Here is a 17,203-nt window from a genome sequence, read left to right as displayed (position 1 = left end):
GAAGAATGTCACATGTCGGCAACACGCTGTAGTGACATGTCGACATGGAGAGGGTGGATCGGCCCTGGAAAAAGGGGGTCTGACGGTTTTTCAGCACTGAAACGACAGAAAATGCGAGCTTGAGCGATTCGCTCTTTTCGGTTACGCCTCGATCCTGTTTGCGGATCGAAGACGCGCGAAGCTACGGGCGAGGAGCCTTGACACATGCATCTGGGAGACTCCCAGCTCGGCGCTGATCTGCGACTGGGTGAGATTGCTGTAGTAGCGCAACAGCAGGATCCGCTGCTCCCGTTCGGGCAGCTGTACGAGCAGATGTCGTACGAGGTCGCGGTGTTCGACCCCGTCGAGAGCGGGGTCCTCGTAGCCGAGCCGGTCGAGCAGTCCCGGCAGTCCGTCGCCCTCCTGGGCCGCTTCGAGGGAGGTCGCGTGGTACGACCGTCCCGCCTCGATGCAGGAGAGCACCTCCTCCTCGCTGATGCGCAGCCGTTCGGCGATCTCCGCGGTGGTGGGCGAGCGCCCGAAGGCGGTCGTCAGGTCCTCGGTCGCGCTGTTCACCTGCACCCACAGCTCGTGCAGCCGGCGCGGTACGTGGACCGTGCGAACGTTGTCACGGAAGTACCGCTTGATCTCTCCGACGACCGTCGGCATCGCGAAGGTGGGGAACTGCACGCCGCGGTCCGGGTCGAAGCGGTCGATCGCGTTGATCAGGCCGATGGTGCCGACCTGGACCACGTCCTCCATCGGCTCGTTGCGCGAGCGGAAGCGGGCCGCCGCGTACCGGACGAGCGGGAGGTTCGCCTCGATGAGGGCGCCGCGCACCCGGTTGTGCGCGGGGGTGCCCGGCTCCAGCGTCTTGAGTTCACCGAAGAGCACCTGGGTGAGGGCCCGGGTGTCGGCACCGCGGCGCCGCTCCTGCGTGACCTCCTGGATCGGCGCGGGACCGGGCGCGGAGCCCGACGCCGGGCCGGGTGCGGGATCCGACACGGGGCCGGGTGCGGTGCCGGGTACGGGGTCCGGTGCGGGGCCGGCTTCCGGGCCGGGTGAGGGGCCGGGGCTCGTCGGGGCACTCGTGGAGGCGTTCGGTGCGGCGTTCGGTGCCGTGGTCTGCGCCGGGGGCGAGGCCGGGGCCGGGGCGGGCGTGAGGGCCGGTGCCGGGGCCGTGGCCGGGGCTTCCTCCTGGGGCGGCGCAGTACTGGCCGACACGGTCAACGCCACCTCTTCATTCGTCAACGATCCGTCAACGTATCCGTCAACTCATCCGTCAAAAGCGGTCATAGCATCACAAGACATGTGCACTGTGTGCAAGCACCGCATAACGCCGTGTTGGAGCCGAGTTGGAGGCGATTCGGGCCGTAGGACGGTGAAAACCCCTGACCGGTCGCGGTCAGGGGCTGCGGAAGAGCGTGCGATCAAGAACGATCAGAACGGGTAATCGGCGATCACCCAGGTGGCGAACTCCCGCCAGAGCGCGACGCCGGCCTGGTGCGCCGGGTGCTCCAGGTACCGCTTGAGGGCGTCGGTGTCCTCGACGGCGGAGTTGATCGCGAAGTCGTACGCGATGGGCCGGTCGGTGATGTTCCAGTCGCACTCCCAGAACCGCAGCTCCGGGATCTGCTCGCCGAGCGCGCGGAAGGCGGCGACGCCCTCGACGACGCGGGGCTCGTCGCGCCGGACACCGTCGTTGAGCTTGAAGAGGACCAGATGGCGGATCACGGACACTCCCTGGTGGTGCGGTTCTCTACTCGGTCGCGCCCTCGCCCGTCACACCCGCTCGGCGTGGGGCGCGCGGAATCACTGCCGCGGGGGCCCGTCCTGCGGGGTCCGCCGTGCGGGACCCTGCCGTGCGGGCGTCGGCGCCGGGCGTCAGTTCTGGGCTCCGTCGGCGATCCAGCTCATGAAGTCGCCGACCGCCTGAGCGGCGCTCGATATGCCCTCGAAGCCTATCTGGACGTAATCGGCGGCCTTGGCCGGATCCGTGATGATCACGTAGAGCACGAAGACCACGAGTATGTAGATGGCGATCTTCTTCGAATTCACCGCCATCGCGGCCTCCCCTGTGACTCCTGCGCCCGGTGGGCCCCCTGTTGCCGGCGGTGAGTGTAACCTTCACGCCGCCTTTAAGGACCAACGGCCCGCTGGTCGAGGTCTTTTGCCGGGCCGGAACGGCGCCCCGGCGGCGCAGGATGGAAGGGAGCCCCGGCGGAATCGTCAGGAGTCCCCGGGGCCTGGAGGGACCTCACTGCGGGGTCCTCGCCGCAGGCTTCCCCCCGAGACGGCGGCGTGGACTTGTGGGTCCTTCCCATCGGGGGAAGCGGCGTCCCCGATGGCGCCGCTTCCCCCGTCCTCTGTGGGAGCGGAGAACCCTTGTGGGTGCGGAAAGCCCCGGCGACTGAGCGGCGCCGGGGCTTTTCCGCACCCGGAGCCGTACGACGTACCCGTACCCGTACCCGTACCCGGAGCCGTACGAAGTCCCCGCCCTCGGAACGCACGAAGGGCCCCGTCTTTCGACGAGGCCCTTCAGAAGCGGTAGCGGAGGGATTTGAACCCTCGGTGACTTGCGCCACACTCGCTTTCGAGGCGAGCTCCTTCGGCCGCTCGGACACGCTACCGAGGGAGACCCTACCCCAAGGTGGGCCGTGGTCTGAAATCCGTTTCGGCGGCTCCGGGCGTTCCGTGCGGGACGTGGGCCGGACGGTCGGCCGGTACTCGGCCGGAGCCCGGTGGAGCTCGCTCGGAGCGCGCCCGGGCTCGGTCAGCGGTCGCGGAAGAACTCGGTGAGCAGTGCGGCGGACTCCTCGGCGAGGACGCCCTCGATCACCTCGGGCCGGTGGTTGAGCCGCCGGTCGCGGACGATGTCCCAGACGGAGCCGGTCGCGCCCGCCTTCTCGTCGCGCGCGCCGTACACGACCCTCTCGACACGGGACTGAACGAGCGCGCCCGCGCACATCGTGCAGGGCTCCAGGGTGACGACGAGCGTGCAGCCGGACAGCCGCCACTCACCGAGCCGCGCGGCGGCCCGGCGCAGTGCGAGGACCTCGGCGTGCGCCGTCGGGTCCCCGGTGGCCTCGCGTTCGTTGTGCCCGGCGGCGAGCACGGTCGTACCGTCCGGGGCCAGCACGACGGCGCCGACGGGAACGTCCCCGCCCCGAACGGCCAGCCGTGCCTCGTCCAGAGCGAGCCGCATCGGTGCCCGCCATGGATCGCGTACGGGATCGGGCGGCCGAGGTACCTGGTGGGGGGTGCTCACCCGGGGAACCTAGCGGAATCCCCCGGAGCCGACGACAGGCACGGCCCCGTCGGGAGCCGACGGCAGTCATCCGCCCGTCGGGAGCCGATCGCAGGCTCCCGCCTCCTCGGGAGCCGAAGACAGGCACCCGCCCCGGCGTCCCGGTCCCGCCCGCCGCCCGCACGGAGGCGTACTCGGCCTCCGGCCCCGGGGCGGGAGGCCGAGGCAACGGCTCCGCCGCCGGCGCGACGGCACGCCGACCCGCGGGCACGAGGGGCGAGCCCGCGGGCCGGCGGCCGGACGGGCCTGCTGGCGTGAGGGCCGCCGAGCCCACCGGTACGAGGGCCGAGCGCACTGACATGAGCGCCGAGCCCGCCGGTAAGAGGGGTTGAGCCGCTGGTACGAGGACCGGGCGCACTGGTGCGAGGACCGGGGCCGCCCGTGCAGGGGCCAGGCCCGCCGATGTGAGGGCCTGGTCCACCTTCGGGGCGCCTAGCGCACGGTCTCCAGGACCTCTGCCGCTCCCAGCGCGTCGGCGATCGTGCTGAGCGCGTCGCCTTCGTCCAGGGCCAGCAGTTCCCTCTCGCTCACTCCGAGGTCCGCGAGGATGTAGCGGTCCCCGACGGGGCTGTGCGAGACGGCATCGCCGGACACGCTCCCCTGCTCCTCCTCGTCGTCGTCCGCGGAGTCCTCGGGTTCACCGTCCTCCGTACCGTCCAGGTCGAGGGAGTCCAGGTCGGCGTCGTCGTCGCCCGGCTCCCGTCCCAGCAGTTCGTCCGTGAGCAGGATCTCCCCGTACGAACTGCGGGCGGCCGCGGCGGCGTCCGAGACGTAGATACGCGGATCCTCCTCGCCGTCCACACGGACGACGCCGAACCACGCGTCCTCCTGCTCGATGAGCACGAGCACCGTGTCCTCGTCCGAGACTTCACGGGCCAGGTCGGTCAGATCCGACAAGGTCTCCACATCGTCGAGCTCTGTATCGCTCGCTTGCCACCCGTCTTCGGTGCGCGCGAGCAGTGCGGCGAAGTACACCGTGACTCTCCCACTGGTCATAGGCGTGCCGGTTGGGGTTCCCCCCGGCGGAGGCTGTGGGCGGGGAGTGCTGCTCCGAGCCCCGCCCACTCGGAATCGTGGCAGAAACAGAGCGTTCAGGGGACGTCTTCGGCCTGCTGTGTCTGCTCCTTTGATCGCTAACAGCGGATCGTACGCGGATGCCCGCGCTGCGTACGCACCTCTCGGCCCGACACGGCCGCCGCACCGCCCCTCGTGGGACGGCCGCGGCCCGCCTCCACGGCGGCCGGGCGACCGGTTTCCCACGGGCGAGCCACCGAGTGCGGTCTGGGCGCGTCATCCCCCGCACGGCGGGCGTGCCATCGGGTGGGCTGCGGGCGCGTCACTCCTTCACACCGGCTCTGCCCCCGGCCGTGGTGCGGGCGTGTCACGCACGCACGGTGGGCCGTGCCGCCGGATTCCTCGTCGGCGGGGCGGCCGTGGCGATACGGGCGGGATGTCGGCCCTGCGGGCGCGTCGGCCACGGCGACGCGGGCGTGCCGGCGACTGCCCCGGGCGGCCTGGCGACCTGCGGTGCGAGCGGGACGCGGCTCGGCGTGGGCGTGTCACCTGATCACCGGGCGTGCCACTGGGCTCGACGTGAGCGGTGGGCGTGGGTGTGGGCGTGGGCTTGGCGACGGTCGCGGGCGGATGGGCGCCGTGCGTGTCGGCCCGCGACGGCCGACGTCGGGCGCGTTGTCCGTCGGACGACGCCGGGCGACGCGCACGGGGCGGGTGGTCGTGACCACCGCCGCGCGCGGGGTGGTGGCCGTGACGGGCGGGCTACCAGCGGAAGGTGCGCATGCGCATGGCGTGCCGCAGCCGGGCGGTCTTGGCGCGGCGGGGCTGGACCCGGTCGCGCAGCTCGCGTGCCTCGGTCAGGTCACGCAGGAACTGGGCCCGTCGCCTCCTGCGTTCGGCGTCGCTCTCCAGCCGCTCGGAGGTCTCCTCTTCCGGGTTCCGCATTGGCACACCACCCCAGGTCCGTCCCTCCCACCTTCCCTCTGATGGGCGGTTTGATGCCAGCGGACGGGTGATGTCGGGGGACGGGCCTTGCCGGGCGGGACAGTGGCGGGCGGCGGGAGCCCGGCTACTGTTGTGGACATGCGTCTCCACGTCGTCGACCACCCCCTGGTCGCCCATAAGCTCACCACCCTGCGCGACCGGCGCACCGACTCCGCGACCTTCCGGCGGCTCGCCGACGAGCTGGTCACCCTGCTCGCCTACGAGGCCACCCGCGACGTCCGCACGGAGCAGGTCGACATCGTGACCCCGGTCTCCCCGACCACGGGCGTCAAGCTCTCCTACCCGCGCCCGCTCGTCGTGCCGATCCTGCGCGCGGGCCTCGGCATGCTCGACGGAATGGTCCGGCTGCTGCCGACCGCCGAGGTGGGCTTCCTGGGCATGGTGCGCGACGAGGAGACGCTTCAGGCCTCCACGTACGCCACCCGCATGCCCGACGACCTCTCCGGCCGCCAGGTGTACGTCCTCGACCCGATGCTGGCCACCGGCGGCACGCTCGTCGCCGCGATCCAGGAGCTGATCAAGCGCGGCGCCGACGACGTCACCGCCGTGGTCCTCCTCGCCGCCCCGGAGGGTGTCGAGGTCATGGAGCGCGAGCTGGCGGGCACACCGGTCACCGTCGTCACGGCCTCGATCGACGAGCGCCTGAACGAGCACGGCTACATCGTGCCGGGTCTCGGCGACGCCGGGGACCGCATGTACGGGGCCGCCGAGTAACTCCGCGGCGGCACCGGAGGCGCTCCGCCGCGATGGCGGAGCGCCTCGGGTGTCAGCAGCTCTTCTTCGAGGTGGAGGGCGCGGGCTTGGGCTGAGCCAGGACGGTCAGCGCCTGGTCGGCGTCCTCCTTCTTCGTCAGCGCCTTGAATCCGGTGCCGATGATGAGGTCGACCGTCGTGGCCTTCGCGCGGCCGTCGGTCTTCAGCTCGGCGCCGGAGAGCTGGGTGTTGAGGACGGGGAGCGCGGCCTGGTCGGCGCCCTTGGCACCGAGCAGTATCCCGGCGCCCGGGACCTTCTTGTCGTACGCGGCCGTCGCGTTGCCCACGTCGCCGATCTTGAAGCCGCGCTTCTTCAGCTCGTCCGCCGTCTCCTTGGCGAGCCCGCTGCGGGGCGTCGCGTTGAAGACGTTCACGGTGATCTGACCGGGCTTGGGCAGGGCGGCCGCGAGCCTGGCGGACGCCGCGGAGGCCTTCGCCGAGGGCGTGACCTTCGAGCCGCAGTCGGCCTTGGCGCCCGCGGCCGTGGCCGTGTCACCACCGCCCGTGAAGACGTCGATGAGCTGCAGGGTCCCCCACCCGATCAGCCCGAGTGCGGTGACGGAGGCGACGACCAGGAACGCGAGCCTGCGACGTCCACGGGGTCGGCGCATCCGCGGGTACTTGTCCCCCGTGATCCGGTACTGGCCACCCATGCCAGGGGGAGTAAGCATGCTCATGGGCGCAGCGTAATGCGCCGAGACCCCGATGCCTACTAAATGATCATTGCCCGGCGTTCAGTTCAACCCATTGGGGTCAAGCCGTGGCCATTAGTCCAGTTCAAGGACGCGCGCGTGCAGCACCTGGCGCTGCTGGAGCGCGGCGCGGACGGCGCGGTGCAGGCCGTCCTCCAGGTACAGATCGCCCTGCCACTTGACGACGTGGGCGAAGAGGTCGCCGTAGAAAGTGGAGTCCTCGGCGAGGAGGGTCTCCAGGTCCAGCTGGCCCTTGGTCGTGACGAGCTGATCGAGGCGGACCGGGCGCGGCGCGACGTCCGCCCACTGCCGGGTGCTTTCCCGGCCGTGGTCGGGGTACGGCCGGCCGTTTCCGATGCGCTTGAAGATCACACGGAAAGCCTACCGGTCAAGACCTTCCGGGCGCAGCCATGGCGACGGAGTGCGACGCTGGAAAAGATGCCGTAAATCATCGCAAATCGGGAACAGGGGTCCGAGATGAGTGACAGCGAGACCATGCCCTCGGCTGCCGCTGGGACCGCTCCCGAAGAGGTGGTCCGTGCCGCGGCGCTCCCGCGGGAAGCCCTGGAGATCGCCTCCGGCTACGCCTTCGCGGGTCCCGCCCTCGATCTGGGCGCGCTGCTCTGGGACGGGACGTGCCTGCCCGACGCGCAGATCCGCGTCCCGTTGCCGATGCTCAACCGGCACGGCCTGGTGGCGGGCGCCACCGGCACCGGCAAGACCAAGACGCTCCAGCTGATCGCCGAGCAGCTGTCGGCGCAGGGTGTGCCGGTCTTCCTCGCCGACATCAAGGGTGACGTCTCCGGGATCTCGGCGCCGGGCGAGCCCGGGACGAAGGTCCAGGAGCGGGCCCGGGAGGTCGGCCAGGAGTGGACGCCGGGCGGCTGTCCGGCGGAGTTCTACGCGCTCGGCGGCCTGGGCCACGGCATTCCCGTACGGGCCACGGTCACCGCCTTCGGACCGGTGCTGCTGTCCAAGGTGCTCCAGCTCAACCGGACCCAGGAGCAGTCGCTCGGCCTGATCTTCCACTACGCCGACCAGAAGGGCCTGGAACTGGTCGACCTCAAGGACCTGCGCGCGGTCGTCGCCTTTCTGACCTCGGACGAGGGCAAGCAGGAACTGAAGGGGATCGGCGGGCTGTCCACCGCCACGGCCGGCGTCATCCTGCGGTCCCTGACGGCGTTCGAGGCGCAGGGCATGAACCCCTTCTTCGGGGAACCGGAGTTCGACACGAGCGAGCTGACGCGTACGGCGCCGGACGGCCGGGGCGTGGTGTCGGTCCTCGAACTGCCCGCCGTGCAGGAGAAACCACAGCTCTTCTCGACGTTCCTGATGTGGCTGCTCGCCGACCTCTTCCACGACCTTCCGGAGGTCGGGGACGCCGACAAGCCGAAGCTCGTCTTCTTCTTCGACGAGGCCCATCTGCTCTTCAACGACGCGTCGAAGGCGTTCCTCGACGCGATCACGCAGACCGTCCGGCTGATTCGCTCGAAAGGAGTCGGCGTCTTCTTCGTGACACAGACGCCGAAGGACGTCCCCGGAGATGTCCTCGCCCAGCTCGGCAACCGGGTCCAGCACGCGTTGCGCGCCTTCACCCCGGACGACCAGAAGGCGCTGAAGGCCACCGTGAAGACGTTCCCCGACTCCCCGTACGACCTCGAAGAGGTCCTCACCGGCCTGGGCACCGGCGAGGCGGTCGTCACCGTGCTGAGCGAGAAGGGCGCTCCGACGCCGGTCGCGGCGACCCGGCTGCGGGCACCGCGGTCCCTGATGGGGCCGGTGGAGGCGGGCGCGCTCGACCAGGCGGTGCGGGTCTCGCCGTTGTACGGGCGGTACTCCCAGGCTGTGGACCGGGAGTCGGCGTACGAGAAATTGACGTCGGCGTCGGCCGGCGGCGGGGCAGCCTCCGGTTCGCAGCCGTCCCCGACGCCCTCGCCGTCCCCGCAGCCCTCTTCCGCCCCGCCGTCATCGGGTGGGCGGGGTGCGCCGGAAGCCGCGCGCTCCGGGGGCGGGAGCCGGAGCCGGCCCAAGGAGGACGCCTCCGTCGTCGAGCAGGTCGTCGGCAGCGGGCTGTTCAAGTCCCTGGCCCGGTCGGTGGGGACGCAGATCGGGCGGGAGATCACTCGGTCGATCTTCGGGACGGCTCGGAAGCGGCGCTAGAGGGAGGGCTCAGGGGGGCGCTCGGAGGGCGGCCGCCCCGGGTGGGACGGCCGCCCTTCGTCGCCCGCTGTCTGCTTCAGGTCGTCAGACGCGCGGGTCCTCCGGGGGCGTGCCCGGCCCCTGTTCGTCCCGGCCGGTGCGGGGGACGGGGTGCCGTTCGGGGCGGGGGCTCGGCTCGGGGGCGGGGGCGTTGTCACGGGCGGCTTCTGCGCGCAGGAGGGCGCGCAGTACCGCGTAGGGGTCGCTGGGCATGGGTGTGTCCTGTCCTTGTGTTCGGCGTTCGCTGGTGAGTGACCGGTGGCCGTTCGGCGGAGAAACCGGGTCTGTCAGCAGCGCAGGACCACGCAGCGGAGCGTGTGCAGGACGGAGGTCAGGGGCGAGGGGGCGGGTACGGCCGAGGCCGGTGCCGGTCCCGGGTCGGACCGGTGCGGTGGGATTCCCGTGGCGGGACGCTGTGCGGCGAGTGCGCGGTGTCCCTGGCGGGGTGACGGGCGCAGGGCCGTGTCGAGTACGTCGTGCTCGGCGGCGCCCTCGGTGGTGCCGGTGACCGCGGGGGCGGCCGAGGCGGTGAACGCTTCCGGGTGCGGGCCTGTCGCGAGCATCGCGACGACGAGCACCACGAGGATCCGGAGCCACGGGCCGCCCGTCGGGCGGGGGTGTGGGTGGCGCGGAGCGGTGCTCATGAGCGTGATGTCCCACCGGAGGCGGGTGGCTCACCGTGTCGGAGGGGAGATACGCCCTGTTGGCGTAGGGCGGGCGCTTGCCGGAGTGCCTGCCGCCGTGCCTGCCGAGGGTGCCTGCGGTCCGGTGGGTGGGTCGGGGCCGTGCCGGTACATCCCAGTCCGTCGCCGCTGGATCAGACGTGAGTCGCATCGGGAGCCGCTGCTCGATCCGGACGTAAGCGACGGACATCAGGGATGTACCGGCACGGCCCCTCCGGCCGCATTTCGGCTGCGGGTGCGTCTCCCCTCTTCAGCCCCTCCGGGGGTCGGCAATTTCAGCCCCTCCGGCGTTTGAGGAGCGGGGTCTGGGGCGGAGCCCCAGGTACGGGTTGGGTAGGGGCGGAGGGGGCGAAAGAAAGGTGGGGGCCGGCGCCCGAGGCGGGGGTGGTGTGAGCGCCGGTTTCCCGGGACCGGGTTACTTGCCGGAGGCCTTTGCCGCCGCCTTCATCTCCTGTTTGTGGGCGCGGACCTTGGCCAGGGACTCGGGGCCGGTGATGTCGGCGACCGAGCGGAAGGACTTGGGCTCGCCGTAGGAGCCCGCCGCTTCGCGCCAGCCCTTGGGCCGGACGCCGAGTTGTTTGCCGAGGAGGGCCAGGAAGATCTGGGCCTTCTGGGCACCGAAGCCGGGGAGCTCCTTGAGGCGCCGGAGGAGTTCGTCGCCGGTTTCGGCGTCCTTCCAGACGGCGGTTGCGTCTCCGTCGTAGTGCTCGACGAGGTACTGGCACAGCTGATGGATGCGCTTGCCCATGGAACCGGGATAGCGGTGCACGGCCGGCTTGGCCGAGAGCAGCGCGGCGAACTCCTCCGGGTCGTACGAGGCGATCTCGTGCGCGTCGAGGTCGTCCGTCCCCATGCGCTGAGCGATCGTGTACGGCCCCGCGAAGGCCCACTCCATCGGCACCTGCTGGTCCAGCAGCATGCCGACCAGGGCCGCGAGCGGGCTGCGGCCGAGCAGTTCGTCGGCCTCGGGCTGCTGGGCGAGGTGAAGAGTGACGTCCATGGATCGATGATCCCGCGTGCGGGGGCGGGACGCTCGGTCGTGGCCGCCCGGGTTCGGCGGCCGGTCGCCCCGCACGTACGATCTCCAGGATGTGAGTTAGGTGAGCCTAACCTGATAAGAGTGGGGATGGACCGTGACCGCCGAGATCTACCGTGACACCTGGGGCATCCCGCACCTGCGCGCCGGCAGTGCGAACGGACTCGCACGCGCCCAGGGCCGGATCACCGCGGTGGACCGGGCCTGGCAACTGGAGGTCGAACGGCACCGCTTCCAGGGCACCTCGGCCGCGTTCCTCGGCGCGGAGGCCGTCGGCTGGGACCGGTTCGCCCGGCAGGCCCGGCTCGGCGACACCGCGCGACGCTGCTTCGAGACCCTGGCGGAACGGGACCCCGAGACCGCCGCGTGGATCGTCGCGTACGTCGACGGGGTCAACGACGGGCTGGCCGAAGGCGCCGCTCGCGCACCCGAGTTCGCGGCGAGCGGGCTCGCTCCGGGGCGCTGGGAGCCCTGGAGCCCGCTGGGGGTCTGGCTCGGCACGCACATCCTCTTCGCCGGGTTCCCCGCCAAGCTGTGGCGTGAGGAGGTCGTACGGCGGCTGGGCGCGGACGCGGTCGGGCTGTTCGCCATGGACGGACCGGGCACGGCCGGGAGCAACGGATGGCTGGTGAGCGGCGAACGCACCGCCACCGGGCAGGCGGTGATCGCCGGTGACCCGCACCGCTTCATCGAGGACCCCGGCGTCTACCAGCAGATCCGCCTCTCCTGCCCCGAGTTCGACGTCGTCGGCATCGCCGTCCCGGGCGTCCCGGGCATCGCGCACTTCGCCCACACCGGAACGGTCGCCTGGGCGATCACCAACGCGATGGCCGACTACCAGGACCTCTACCGGGAGCGGCTGCGCCTCGCGGACGGCAGGGACGGCGGAGTTGTCGAGGCCCTCGATCCCGACGGTGTGTGGCGGGCCGCGGCGCGGCACATGGAGCGGGTGGAGGTGGCCGGCGGTGAATCCGTCGAGGTCGAGGTGATCGAGACGGCGCGCGGGCCCGTGGTGATCGGGGGCGTCGGTGCCGAGGAGTCCATCAGCCTCCGCTGTCCGCCCCGCGTGACGGGTGACCTCGGATTCGGCGCGCTCCTCCCGCTGCTGCGGGCCCGCCGGGTCGCCGACGTGGACCGGGCGTTCGACGCCTGGGCGGAGCCGGTGAACGTCGTGCAGGCCGCCGACACCGAGGGCGGGCTGCTGCACCGCGTCGCGGGCCGGGTCCCGGTCCGCCACGCGGCCAACCGCACCCGGGTGGTGCCCGCCTGGGAGGCCGGGCACGAGTGGACCGGCTGGCACGCGACGCCGTACGGCCCGGTCGAGGACGGCGTCGCCGTGATGGCGAACCAGCGCGGCGTCGCGGCCCCGCTCGGCGTCGAGTTCTCCCCGCCTCACCGCGCCGCCCGCATCCGGCAGTTGCTCGACGCGGGCGACACCTGGTCGGCGGGGGACATGCCGGCCATCCACATGGACACTCATCTCGGTTCCGCCGCCGCCCTGTTGGACCGGCTGGCCGCACTGGAACTGTCCGGTCCCGCGGCCGAGCTCCGGGACCGGCTCCTGCGCTGGAACCGGCACATGGACGCCGACAGCGCCACGGCCGCGGTGTTCGCGGAGGTGCGCGGTGCGGTCGTTCGACGGCTCGCGGCCCACCCGGCCCTCGCCGTCCTGGCCGAGCCGCCCGCCCACCCGGCCGTCTTCCTGCCCTGGCTCGCGCTCACCCCGCGCGTCGCCTTCGCCCTCGAGAACCTTTTGACGGAGCGGGAGTTGTACGGCATCGACCGCGACGCCGTGGTGCGCGCCTCCGTCGAGGAGGTGGCCGCCCGGCCCGCGTCCGGCACCTGGGGCGACACCCATCGCCTCGCCCCCTGGCGGGCGCTCACCGGCACCGCGTACGACGAACCGGCCCTGTCCGGCGACAACGACTGTGTCCTGAGCACGTCCTCGGTACCCGGACTCACCGACCTGAGCGCGCGTGGACCCGCGGCCCGGTACGTCTGGGACCTCGCCGACCGGGACAACAGCCTCTGGGTGGTGCCGTTCGGCGCCGACGGCGTTCCCGGCGCGGCCCACCACCGGGACCAACTCCCCCTGTGGCTCGCGGGAGATCTCGTCCCGGTGACCACCGACTGGAACGCGCTGACCAAGGAGAGCCATGACGACTGAGACGTACGCCGACGCCCGCGAGGCCGTCCACGAGCAGCCGGTCGACGGCTTCGGCACGGTCCGGGTACTGCCGGTGGACCCGCACGCCGACCTCGGCGTCCTTCACGGCTGGGTCACCGAGGAGCGCGCCGCGTACTGGGGCATGACCGGGTTCACGAGGCAGCAGGTGCTGGAGACCTACCTCCACCTCGACTCGCTCGACACCCACCACGCCTTCCTCGCGGTCAAGGACGGCGTCCCCGCCGCGCTCTTCCAGACGTACGAGCCCGAGGCCGACCGGGTCAGCGAGTGCTACGAGGTCCGGCCCGGCGACATCGGCGTCCATCTGCTGATCGGACCCCCGGCCCCCGGGGGCGGCGCGCGGCCGGGCTGGTCGTCCACCCTGCTGGCCGCGTTCCTGGCGTACGCGCTGACGGGCCTGGACCGGCAGCGGGCCGTGGTCGAACCCGACGCCCGCAACGCCAAGGCCATCGCCCGCCTGACCCGGCAGGGCTTCGTCCCGGCCGGGGAGATCGTGCTCCCCGAGATCGACCTGCCCGAGGTCCGTCTGCCCGAGAAGCCCGCCCTGCTCGCCTTCCTCACCCGGGAGGCCTTCGAGAAGGGTTCGACGGCGCGGAGGTGAGCCGGACGCGGCCCCCGTCCGTACGTAACCGAGACTCTGCACATGCGGATACGGAGACGGCGTGTGAACGGAAGCAGGCAGCGAGACCGGCGGCGGCGCGGCGCCCGTGCCCTGGCCCTGCTGGGCGGCGTCCTGGCGCTGGTGCTCTTCGGGGGCGTGGGCGGCGCGTCCGCCCACGCCGCGCTGACGAGCACCGACCCGCAGGACGGCACTGTGCTGAAGTCGGCACCCCGCCAGGTGACCCTGACCTTCAGTGAGTCCATCGGGCTGCTCGACGACTCCTTCCGCGTGCTCACCCCGGAGAACCGGCGCGTCCACACCGGCGAACCGAGCCATGCGGACGGCCGCTCCGACACCGCCCGCGTCACCCTGCCGCGCGGCCTCGGCACCGGCACGTTCACCGTGGCCTGGCGCGTCGTCTCGGCGGACAGCCACCCCGTGTCCGGCGCCTTCACCTTCTCCATCGGCAAACCCTCCCCGACCGCCGCGCCCCTGCCGCCCACCGGTGGCGATCCCGCCTCCGCCGCGCTCTACGACATCGCCCGATACGCCGCGTACGGCGGTCTGGCCCTGCTCATCGGCGCCGCGGCCTTCGTTCTGGCCTGCGGCTTCCCGGGTTCCGTGCGGCGTCTGCTGGTGACCGGCTGGTGGACCCTGCTCGGTTCCACGCTCGCCCTGCTTCTGCTGCGCGGCCCCTACGAGCGCGGCACCGGCCCGGGAGAGGTCTTCGACCCGGCGATCCTGCGGGACACCCTGACGAGCCGGCCCGGCATCGTGCTGGTGGCGCGGCTGGCGCTGCTCGCCGCGGCGGCCTTCCTGCCCCTGCGGGCGCCGGCCGGAGACCGGGAGGCCGGCCGCGGTGTCCTCGTCCTCGGTGGACTCTTCTCGCTCGGCCTCGCGGTCACCTGGGCCGCCTCCGAGCACGCCTCCGCCGGGATCCAGGTGCCCGTGGCGATGGTCTCCTCCGTGCTGCATCTGCTCGCCATGGCGGTGTGGCTCGGTGGCCTGACCGCCCTGCTGACGGCCCTCTACCGTCCGGCCGAGCTGATCCCCCCGGCCGTCGTCACCCGCTTCTCCCGGCTCGCCCTCACCTCCGTCGCCGTTCTCGCGGCCACCGGCGTCTACCAGTCCTGGCGCGGCCTCGGCTCCTGGGACGCACTGACCTCGACGTCGTACGGCAGGCTGCTGGTCGTCAAGCTCGGCGCGGTGGCGCTGCTGCTGGTGGGCGCCGCGTACTCGCGACGGTGGACGGCCCGACTGGCGGTGCCGGCGACCTCGGAAGCCTCGGAGACCTCGGTCGCCGTTCCGGCCGAGCGGGTGGCGGTCGCGGTGACGGCCGGGGCGCCGGTGGACAAGGACACCGGCGCGGCGAGCACGGCCGCCGGGGACACGGACACGGACACGGCCGTCGGCTCGGGCGGCGGACAGGAAGACGCGGCCGAGCGGGCGCCGGAGGACGGTCGGGCGGACGGCCGGCAGGAGGCAGGGGGAGACGGACCGATCGGCGCCGCTCATCACCGGGGCCTGCGCCGGTCGGTGCTCGCCGAGGTCACCGTCGGCATCCTGGTGCTGGTGATCACCACGATGCTGACCGGGACCCAGCCGGGCCGCGCGGCCACGGAGACCGCCGCCGCCGTCGCGGCCGCGGACCGGCCGACCTCGTCGACGACCGTCGTGCCCTTCGATGTCGGCACCCCCGGCGGGCACGGCAAGGTCCAGGTCGAGCTGTCGCCGGGCCGGGTGGGCGAGAACTCCGTGCAGGCCGTGATCATCGGCCCCGACGGCGGCCTCGCGACCGTCCCCGAACTGCGTCTCACCTTCACCCTGGAATCACAGAAGGTCGGCCCGATCGACGCGGAGGTCACCGACAAGGGCGGCTACTGGACTTCCGACGGCCTCACCCTTCCGCTGCCGGGCACCTGGACCATGAAGGTCACGGTCCGCACCACCGACATCGACCAGATCACCGTCTCGAAGAACGTGAAGATCGACTGAGACGGGGAGCGGCCGGAGCCGTCGGGTCCCACCAGTCGGCGGTGGGGCCCTTCTGCGGTCGGCCCTTTTACGGTTTTCCGTCCGCGGGAGGCCGCCGGGCGGCTTTCAGCGCCCGGTCCAGTTGCTCGCGGGCCCGGCGCTGGATCGCTTCACCGTCGTGCAGCAGCCGCTCGGTCTCCTCGGGGGTGAGCGGAACGGGCCGGGGCCCTTCGTCCGTCAGCAGGCCGTAGAGGTAGCGGCAGGCCGCGTCCTCGTCCGGGAACGGTTGCATCACCTCGCGCCGGCCGCGTTCGTGGACGCCCACCACCCACCGGCCGTCCTGTTCGGCCAGGAAGAGGCGGTCCGCCGGCCACGGACCGCCGGGACAGCCGGCGATCTCGTACCGCCCGGCCGCGACCCCGGCGGCCCGCAGGGCCGCGCACAACTGGTGCCTGTCCATGGCGCCGGCCTTCACTCCCGGTCGGTCAGTTCGCGCGTTGGATGTTGCCGCTGGCCAGGAGACCGTTGACGGAGCCGTCCACGACCCCCGACCTGGGGCAGAACGCCGGGGAGGTCACGTACTGCACGCCCTGGCCCGGCTGCTCGAACGCCGGGGCCTGGGGCCCGGCGCACAGGACGGTGTCCTTCACCACCCGGTACAGGTGGTAGTTGTACGGATACCGGGGATCCGACGTGTTGAGGTTGGACGGCGGCAGCGCGCGCTGCGCGAACTTCGCTCCGGCCGGTGCCAGGTACCTGCCGAACTCGTCGCCGAAACGGTCCACCAGGTCGCCCGGGTGGAGCGTCACGGGGCCCGCGATGACCTGCCCGGTGTTGTTGTGCGCGAAGCCCTGGTCCGGCGGGTACCGCCAGTCGCCCCGGCCAAAGTCGGCCGTCGGGTTCCACCACTTGTTCAGGAACTCCACGGGAGTGAGCTGGCCGAAGCGCTGGTAGCCGCTCAGGATGCCGCCGAGAACGCCGGTCCTGGGCAGGTGTACCGGGCCGAACCGCCAGTCGCCGCACACGGACGGCGAGTGCGTCGCGTACGCGTAGGGCGGCGGCACCAGCCCGAGGCACTCCGTCCGCGGCGCCCGCGGATCGCCTCCCTGGGGCCGTGTGGTGCCGACGGACGACGTCGGCGAGTCCGGTCCCGCGGACGCGGCGACGGTCAGGGCAGGGGCGGCCGGCGTCTGCGCCTGCGCGGGAGCGGCGGCGAATGTGCCGAGCAGCACGGAACCGGCGAGCCCGGCCACCGAGGCCAGACTCGCGGACCAACGAAACGATCTCAACGAAGACTCCTGACGAGAAGGTCCAAGGCGCTGTATGCGCCCTTGAACTCATCTGTGCCAAGGCCCCGAGAGGCGATAACAGGTGTACGGCCGGATGGCGGGCCGACGCGGGAGACCCGGGAACTCGCCGCCCGGCGGTCGCGCCCCAACGGCCCGACCGGCGAATCCGCTGCGGCGGTGTCCGGCAGTGGGGAGTGCGGTGTCGACTACTCTTTCCGTTCGAGGGAGTGGTGATGGCCGGAAATGCGAATAGGCATATTTCCGCAATACTGTGCGCCGGTCGAATGGACTGCGTCCTTCCCGCTCTCGTTTGGATCGGCACCGGAATAGTTCTGCGTAATATGCGGCGGCAGCAACACCAAGGCTTCCCGGGTGATCGGTAGGGCCCGGTATGCCACGGCCCCCCACAGGAATGGCCTCGATGAAACTGAAGATCCCCCAAGCAGGTCATCGCCGTACTCTGTCAGGCTTGCTGGCCTCGGCC

The 17,203-nt window shown here is 72.0% G+C and carries 18 protein-coding genes and 1 tRNA gene; 5 read left to right on the top strand and 14 right to left on the bottom strand.

All coding sequences use genetic code 11. The features are described 5' to 3' along the window. Nucleotides 1–141 precede the first annotated feature (141 nt). The 7 genes from OG788_RS22710 to OG788_RS22680 all read right to left on the bottom strand — a co-directional run bounded on the left by OG788_RS22710 (nucleotide 142) and on the right by OG788_RS22680 (nucleotide 5,245). Nucleotides 142–1,203 (bottom strand): SigB/SigF/SigG family RNA polymerase sigma factor, encoded by a 1,062-nt coding sequence (locus OG788_RS22710; RefSeq protein ID WP_406373056.1) that lies wholly within the window; start codon nucleotides 1,201–1,203, stop codon nucleotides 142–144. Between the two features lie 216 nt (nucleotides 1,204–1,419). After that, nucleotides 1,420–1,713, bottom strand: coding sequence for a Dabb family protein (locus OG788_RS22705; RefSeq protein WP_356753260.1), 294 nt, complete (start codon nucleotides 1,711–1,713; stop codon nucleotides 1,420–1,422). Between the two features lie 150 nt (nucleotides 1,714–1,863). Beyond that, nucleotides 1,864–2,043, bottom strand: coding sequence for a hypothetical protein (locus tag OG788_RS22700; protein WP_266760406.1), 180 nt, complete (start codon nucleotides 2,041–2,043; stop codon nucleotides 1,864–1,866). Between the two features lie 481 nt (nucleotides 2,044–2,524). Then, nucleotides 2,525–2,609 (bottom strand) — tRNA-Ser (locus OG788_RS22695). Nucleotides 2,610–2,752: 143 nt separating this feature from the next. Beyond that, nucleotides 2,753–3,184, bottom strand: a complete 432-nt coding sequence (gene tadA, locus OG788_RS22690) for a tRNA adenosine(34) deaminase TadA (RefSeq protein ID WP_351551637.1) — start codon at nucleotides 3,182–3,184, stop codon at nucleotides 2,753–2,755. A 534-nt stretch (nucleotides 3,185–3,718) separates the two neighbouring features. Then, nucleotides 3,719–4,261 (bottom strand): hypothetical protein, encoded by a 543-nt coding sequence (locus OG788_RS22685; protein WP_351551640.1) that lies wholly within the window; start codon nucleotides 4,259–4,261, stop codon nucleotides 3,719–3,721. A gap of 801 nt (nucleotides 4,262–5,062) precedes the next feature. Then, on the bottom strand, nucleotides 5,063–5,245 hold the full coding sequence (locus OG788_RS22680) for a hypothetical protein (protein ID WP_351551613.1): 183 nt from the start codon (nucleotides 5,243–5,245) through the stop codon (nucleotides 5,063–5,065). Nucleotides 5,246–5,383: 138 nt separating this feature from the next. Here OG788_RS22680 and upp point away from each other — a divergent pair, with 138 nt between their 5' ends. Then, nucleotides 5,384–6,019: a uracil phosphoribosyltransferase gene (upp, locus tag OG788_RS22675; protein ID WP_351132133.1), complete on the top strand. Its 636-nt coding sequence runs from the start codon at nucleotides 5,384–5,386 to the stop codon at nucleotides 6,017–6,019. A gap of 52 nt (nucleotides 6,020–6,071) precedes the next feature. Here upp and OG788_RS22670 read toward each other — a convergent pair whose 3' ends face one another. After that, on the bottom strand, nucleotides 6,072–6,734 hold the full coding sequence (locus tag OG788_RS22670) for a LytR C-terminal domain-containing protein (RefSeq protein ID WP_406373054.1): 663 nt from the start codon (nucleotides 6,732–6,734) through the stop codon (nucleotides 6,072–6,074). A 90-nt stretch (nucleotides 6,735–6,824) separates the two neighbouring features. Next, nucleotides 6,825–7,121: a type II toxin-antitoxin system VapB family antitoxin gene (locus OG788_RS22665; RefSeq protein ID WP_003999914.1), complete on the bottom strand. Its 297-nt coding sequence runs from the start codon at nucleotides 7,119–7,121 to the stop codon at nucleotides 6,825–6,827. Nucleotides 7,122–7,226: 105 nt separating this feature from the next. On the opposite strand from OG788_RS22665, the gene OG788_RS22660 reads away from it, so the two are divergent. Next, nucleotides 7,227–8,909, top strand: coding sequence for a helicase HerA-like domain-containing protein (locus tag OG788_RS22660; RefSeq protein ID WP_406373052.1), 1,683 nt, complete (start codon nucleotides 7,227–7,229; stop codon nucleotides 8,907–8,909). Between the two features lie 84 nt (nucleotides 8,910–8,993). Here OG788_RS22660 and OG788_RS22655 read toward each other — a convergent pair whose 3' ends face one another. The 3 genes from OG788_RS22655 to OG788_RS22645 all read right to left on the bottom strand — a co-directional run bounded on the left by OG788_RS22655 (nucleotide 8,994) and on the right by OG788_RS22645 (nucleotide 10,631). Next, on the bottom strand, nucleotides 8,994–9,161 hold the full coding sequence (locus OG788_RS22655) for a hypothetical protein (protein WP_406373050.1): 168 nt from the start codon (nucleotides 9,159–9,161) through the stop codon (nucleotides 8,994–8,996). A gap of 74 nt (nucleotides 9,162–9,235) precedes the next feature. Continuing rightward, the gene (locus OG788_RS22650) at nucleotides 9,236–9,592 is read right to left on the bottom strand and encodes a hypothetical protein (protein ID WP_406373048.1); all 357 of its coding nucleotides are present in this window, start codon (nucleotides 9,590–9,592) and stop codon (nucleotides 9,236–9,238) included. 454 nt (nucleotides 9,593–10,046) lie between these two features. Beyond that, nucleotides 10,047–10,631 (bottom strand): HhH-GPD-type base excision DNA repair protein, encoded by a 585-nt coding sequence (locus OG788_RS22645; protein ID WP_406373047.1) that lies wholly within the window; start codon nucleotides 10,629–10,631, stop codon nucleotides 10,047–10,049. 133 nt (nucleotides 10,632–10,764) lie between these two features. Between OG788_RS22645 and OG788_RS22640 the strand changes: the two genes are divergently transcribed. From OG788_RS22640 to OG788_RS22630, 3 genes are read left to right on the top strand one after another with little or no spacing between them, the layout of a single operon-like run. Then, nucleotides 10,765–12,834 (top strand): penicillin acylase family protein, encoded by a 2,070-nt coding sequence (locus OG788_RS22640; RefSeq protein WP_406373045.1) that lies wholly within the window; start codon nucleotides 10,765–10,767, stop codon nucleotides 12,832–12,834. Beyond that, nucleotides 12,824–13,456: a GNAT family N-acetyltransferase gene (locus tag OG788_RS22635; RefSeq protein ID WP_406373043.1), complete on the top strand. Its 633-nt coding sequence runs from the start codon at nucleotides 12,824–12,826 to the stop codon at nucleotides 13,454–13,456. The genes OG788_RS22640 and OG788_RS22635 overlap by 11 nt, the downstream gene beginning before the upstream one ends. 42 nt (nucleotides 13,457–13,498) lie before the next feature. Further along, entirely contained in the window at nucleotides 13,499–15,451 is a 1,953-nt protein-coding gene (locus OG788_RS22630) for a copper resistance protein CopC (RefSeq protein WP_406373041.1), read from the top strand. Between the two features lie 67 nt (nucleotides 15,452–15,518). On the opposite strand, the gene OG788_RS22625 is transcribed toward OG788_RS22630, so the two are convergent. Continuing rightward, nucleotides 15,519–15,890, bottom strand: coding sequence for a hypothetical protein (locus OG788_RS22625; RefSeq protein WP_406373039.1), 372 nt, complete (start codon nucleotides 15,888–15,890; stop codon nucleotides 15,519–15,521). A gap of 25 nt (nucleotides 15,891–15,915) precedes the next feature. Then, nucleotides 15,916–16,719, bottom strand: a complete 804-nt coding sequence (locus OG788_RS22620) for a TNT domain-containing protein (RefSeq protein WP_406373037.1) — start codon at nucleotides 16,717–16,719, stop codon at nucleotides 15,916–15,918. Nucleotides 16,720–17,203: the final 484 nt, after the last annotated feature.

Origin of the sequence: Streptomyces sp. NBC_00647 (assembly GCF_045207245.1) — a bacterium.
In the GTDB taxonomy this organism is placed as follows: domain Bacteria; phylum Actinomycetota; class Actinomycetes; order Streptomycetales; family Streptomycetaceae; genus Streptomyces.
The sequence above is the reverse complement of the archived record's forward strand: the minus strand, read 5'-3'. Positions and strand labels throughout refer to the sequence as shown.

Bases quoted from the DNA above. Each gene is read 5' to 3' on its own strand.
- OG788_RS22700 (WP_266760406.1), bottom strand. From the start codon at position 2,043: ATGGCGGTGAATTCGAAGAAGATCGCCATCTACATACTCGTGGTCTTC.
- tadA (WP_351551637.1), bottom strand. From the start codon at position 3,184: ATGCGGCTCGCTCTGGACGAGGCACGGCTGGCCGTTCGGGGCGGGGAC.
- OG788_RS22680 (WP_351551613.1), bottom strand. From the start codon at position 5,245: ATGCGGAACCCGGAAGAGGAGACCTCCGAGCGGCTGGAGAGCGACGCC.
- upp (WP_351132133.1), top strand. From the start codon at position 5,384: ATGCGTCTCCACGTCGTCGACCACCCCCTGGTCGCCCATAAGCTCACC.
- OG788_RS22670 (WP_406373054.1), bottom strand. From the start codon at position 6,734: ATGAGCATGCTTACTCCCCCTGGCATGGGTGGCCAGTACCGGATCACG.
- OG788_RS22660 (WP_406373052.1), top strand. From the start codon at position 7,227: ATGAGTGACAGCGAGACCATGCCCTCGGCTGCCGCTGGGACCGCTCCC.
- OG788_RS22655 (WP_406373050.1), bottom strand. From the start codon at position 9,161: ATGCCCAGCGACCCCTACGCGGTACTGCGCGCCCTCCTGCGCGCAGAA.
- OG788_RS22650 (WP_406373048.1), bottom strand. From the start codon at position 9,592: ATGAGCACCGCTCCGCGCCACCCACACCCCCGCCCGACGGGCGGCCCG.
- OG788_RS22645 (WP_406373047.1), bottom strand. From the start codon at position 10,631: ATGGACGTCACTCTTCACCTCGCCCAGCAGCCCGAGGCCGACGAACTG.
- OG788_RS22635 (WP_406373043.1), top strand. From the start codon at position 12,824: ATGACGACTGAGACGTACGCCGACGCCCGCGAGGCCGTCCACGAGCAG.
- OG788_RS22630 (WP_406373041.1), top strand. From the start codon at position 13,499: ATGCGGATACGGAGACGGCGTGTGAACGGAAGCAGGCAGCGAGACCGG.
- OG788_RS22625 (WP_406373039.1), bottom strand. From the start codon at position 15,890: ATGGACAGGCACCAGTTGTGCGCGGCCCTGCGGGCCGCCGGGGTCGCG.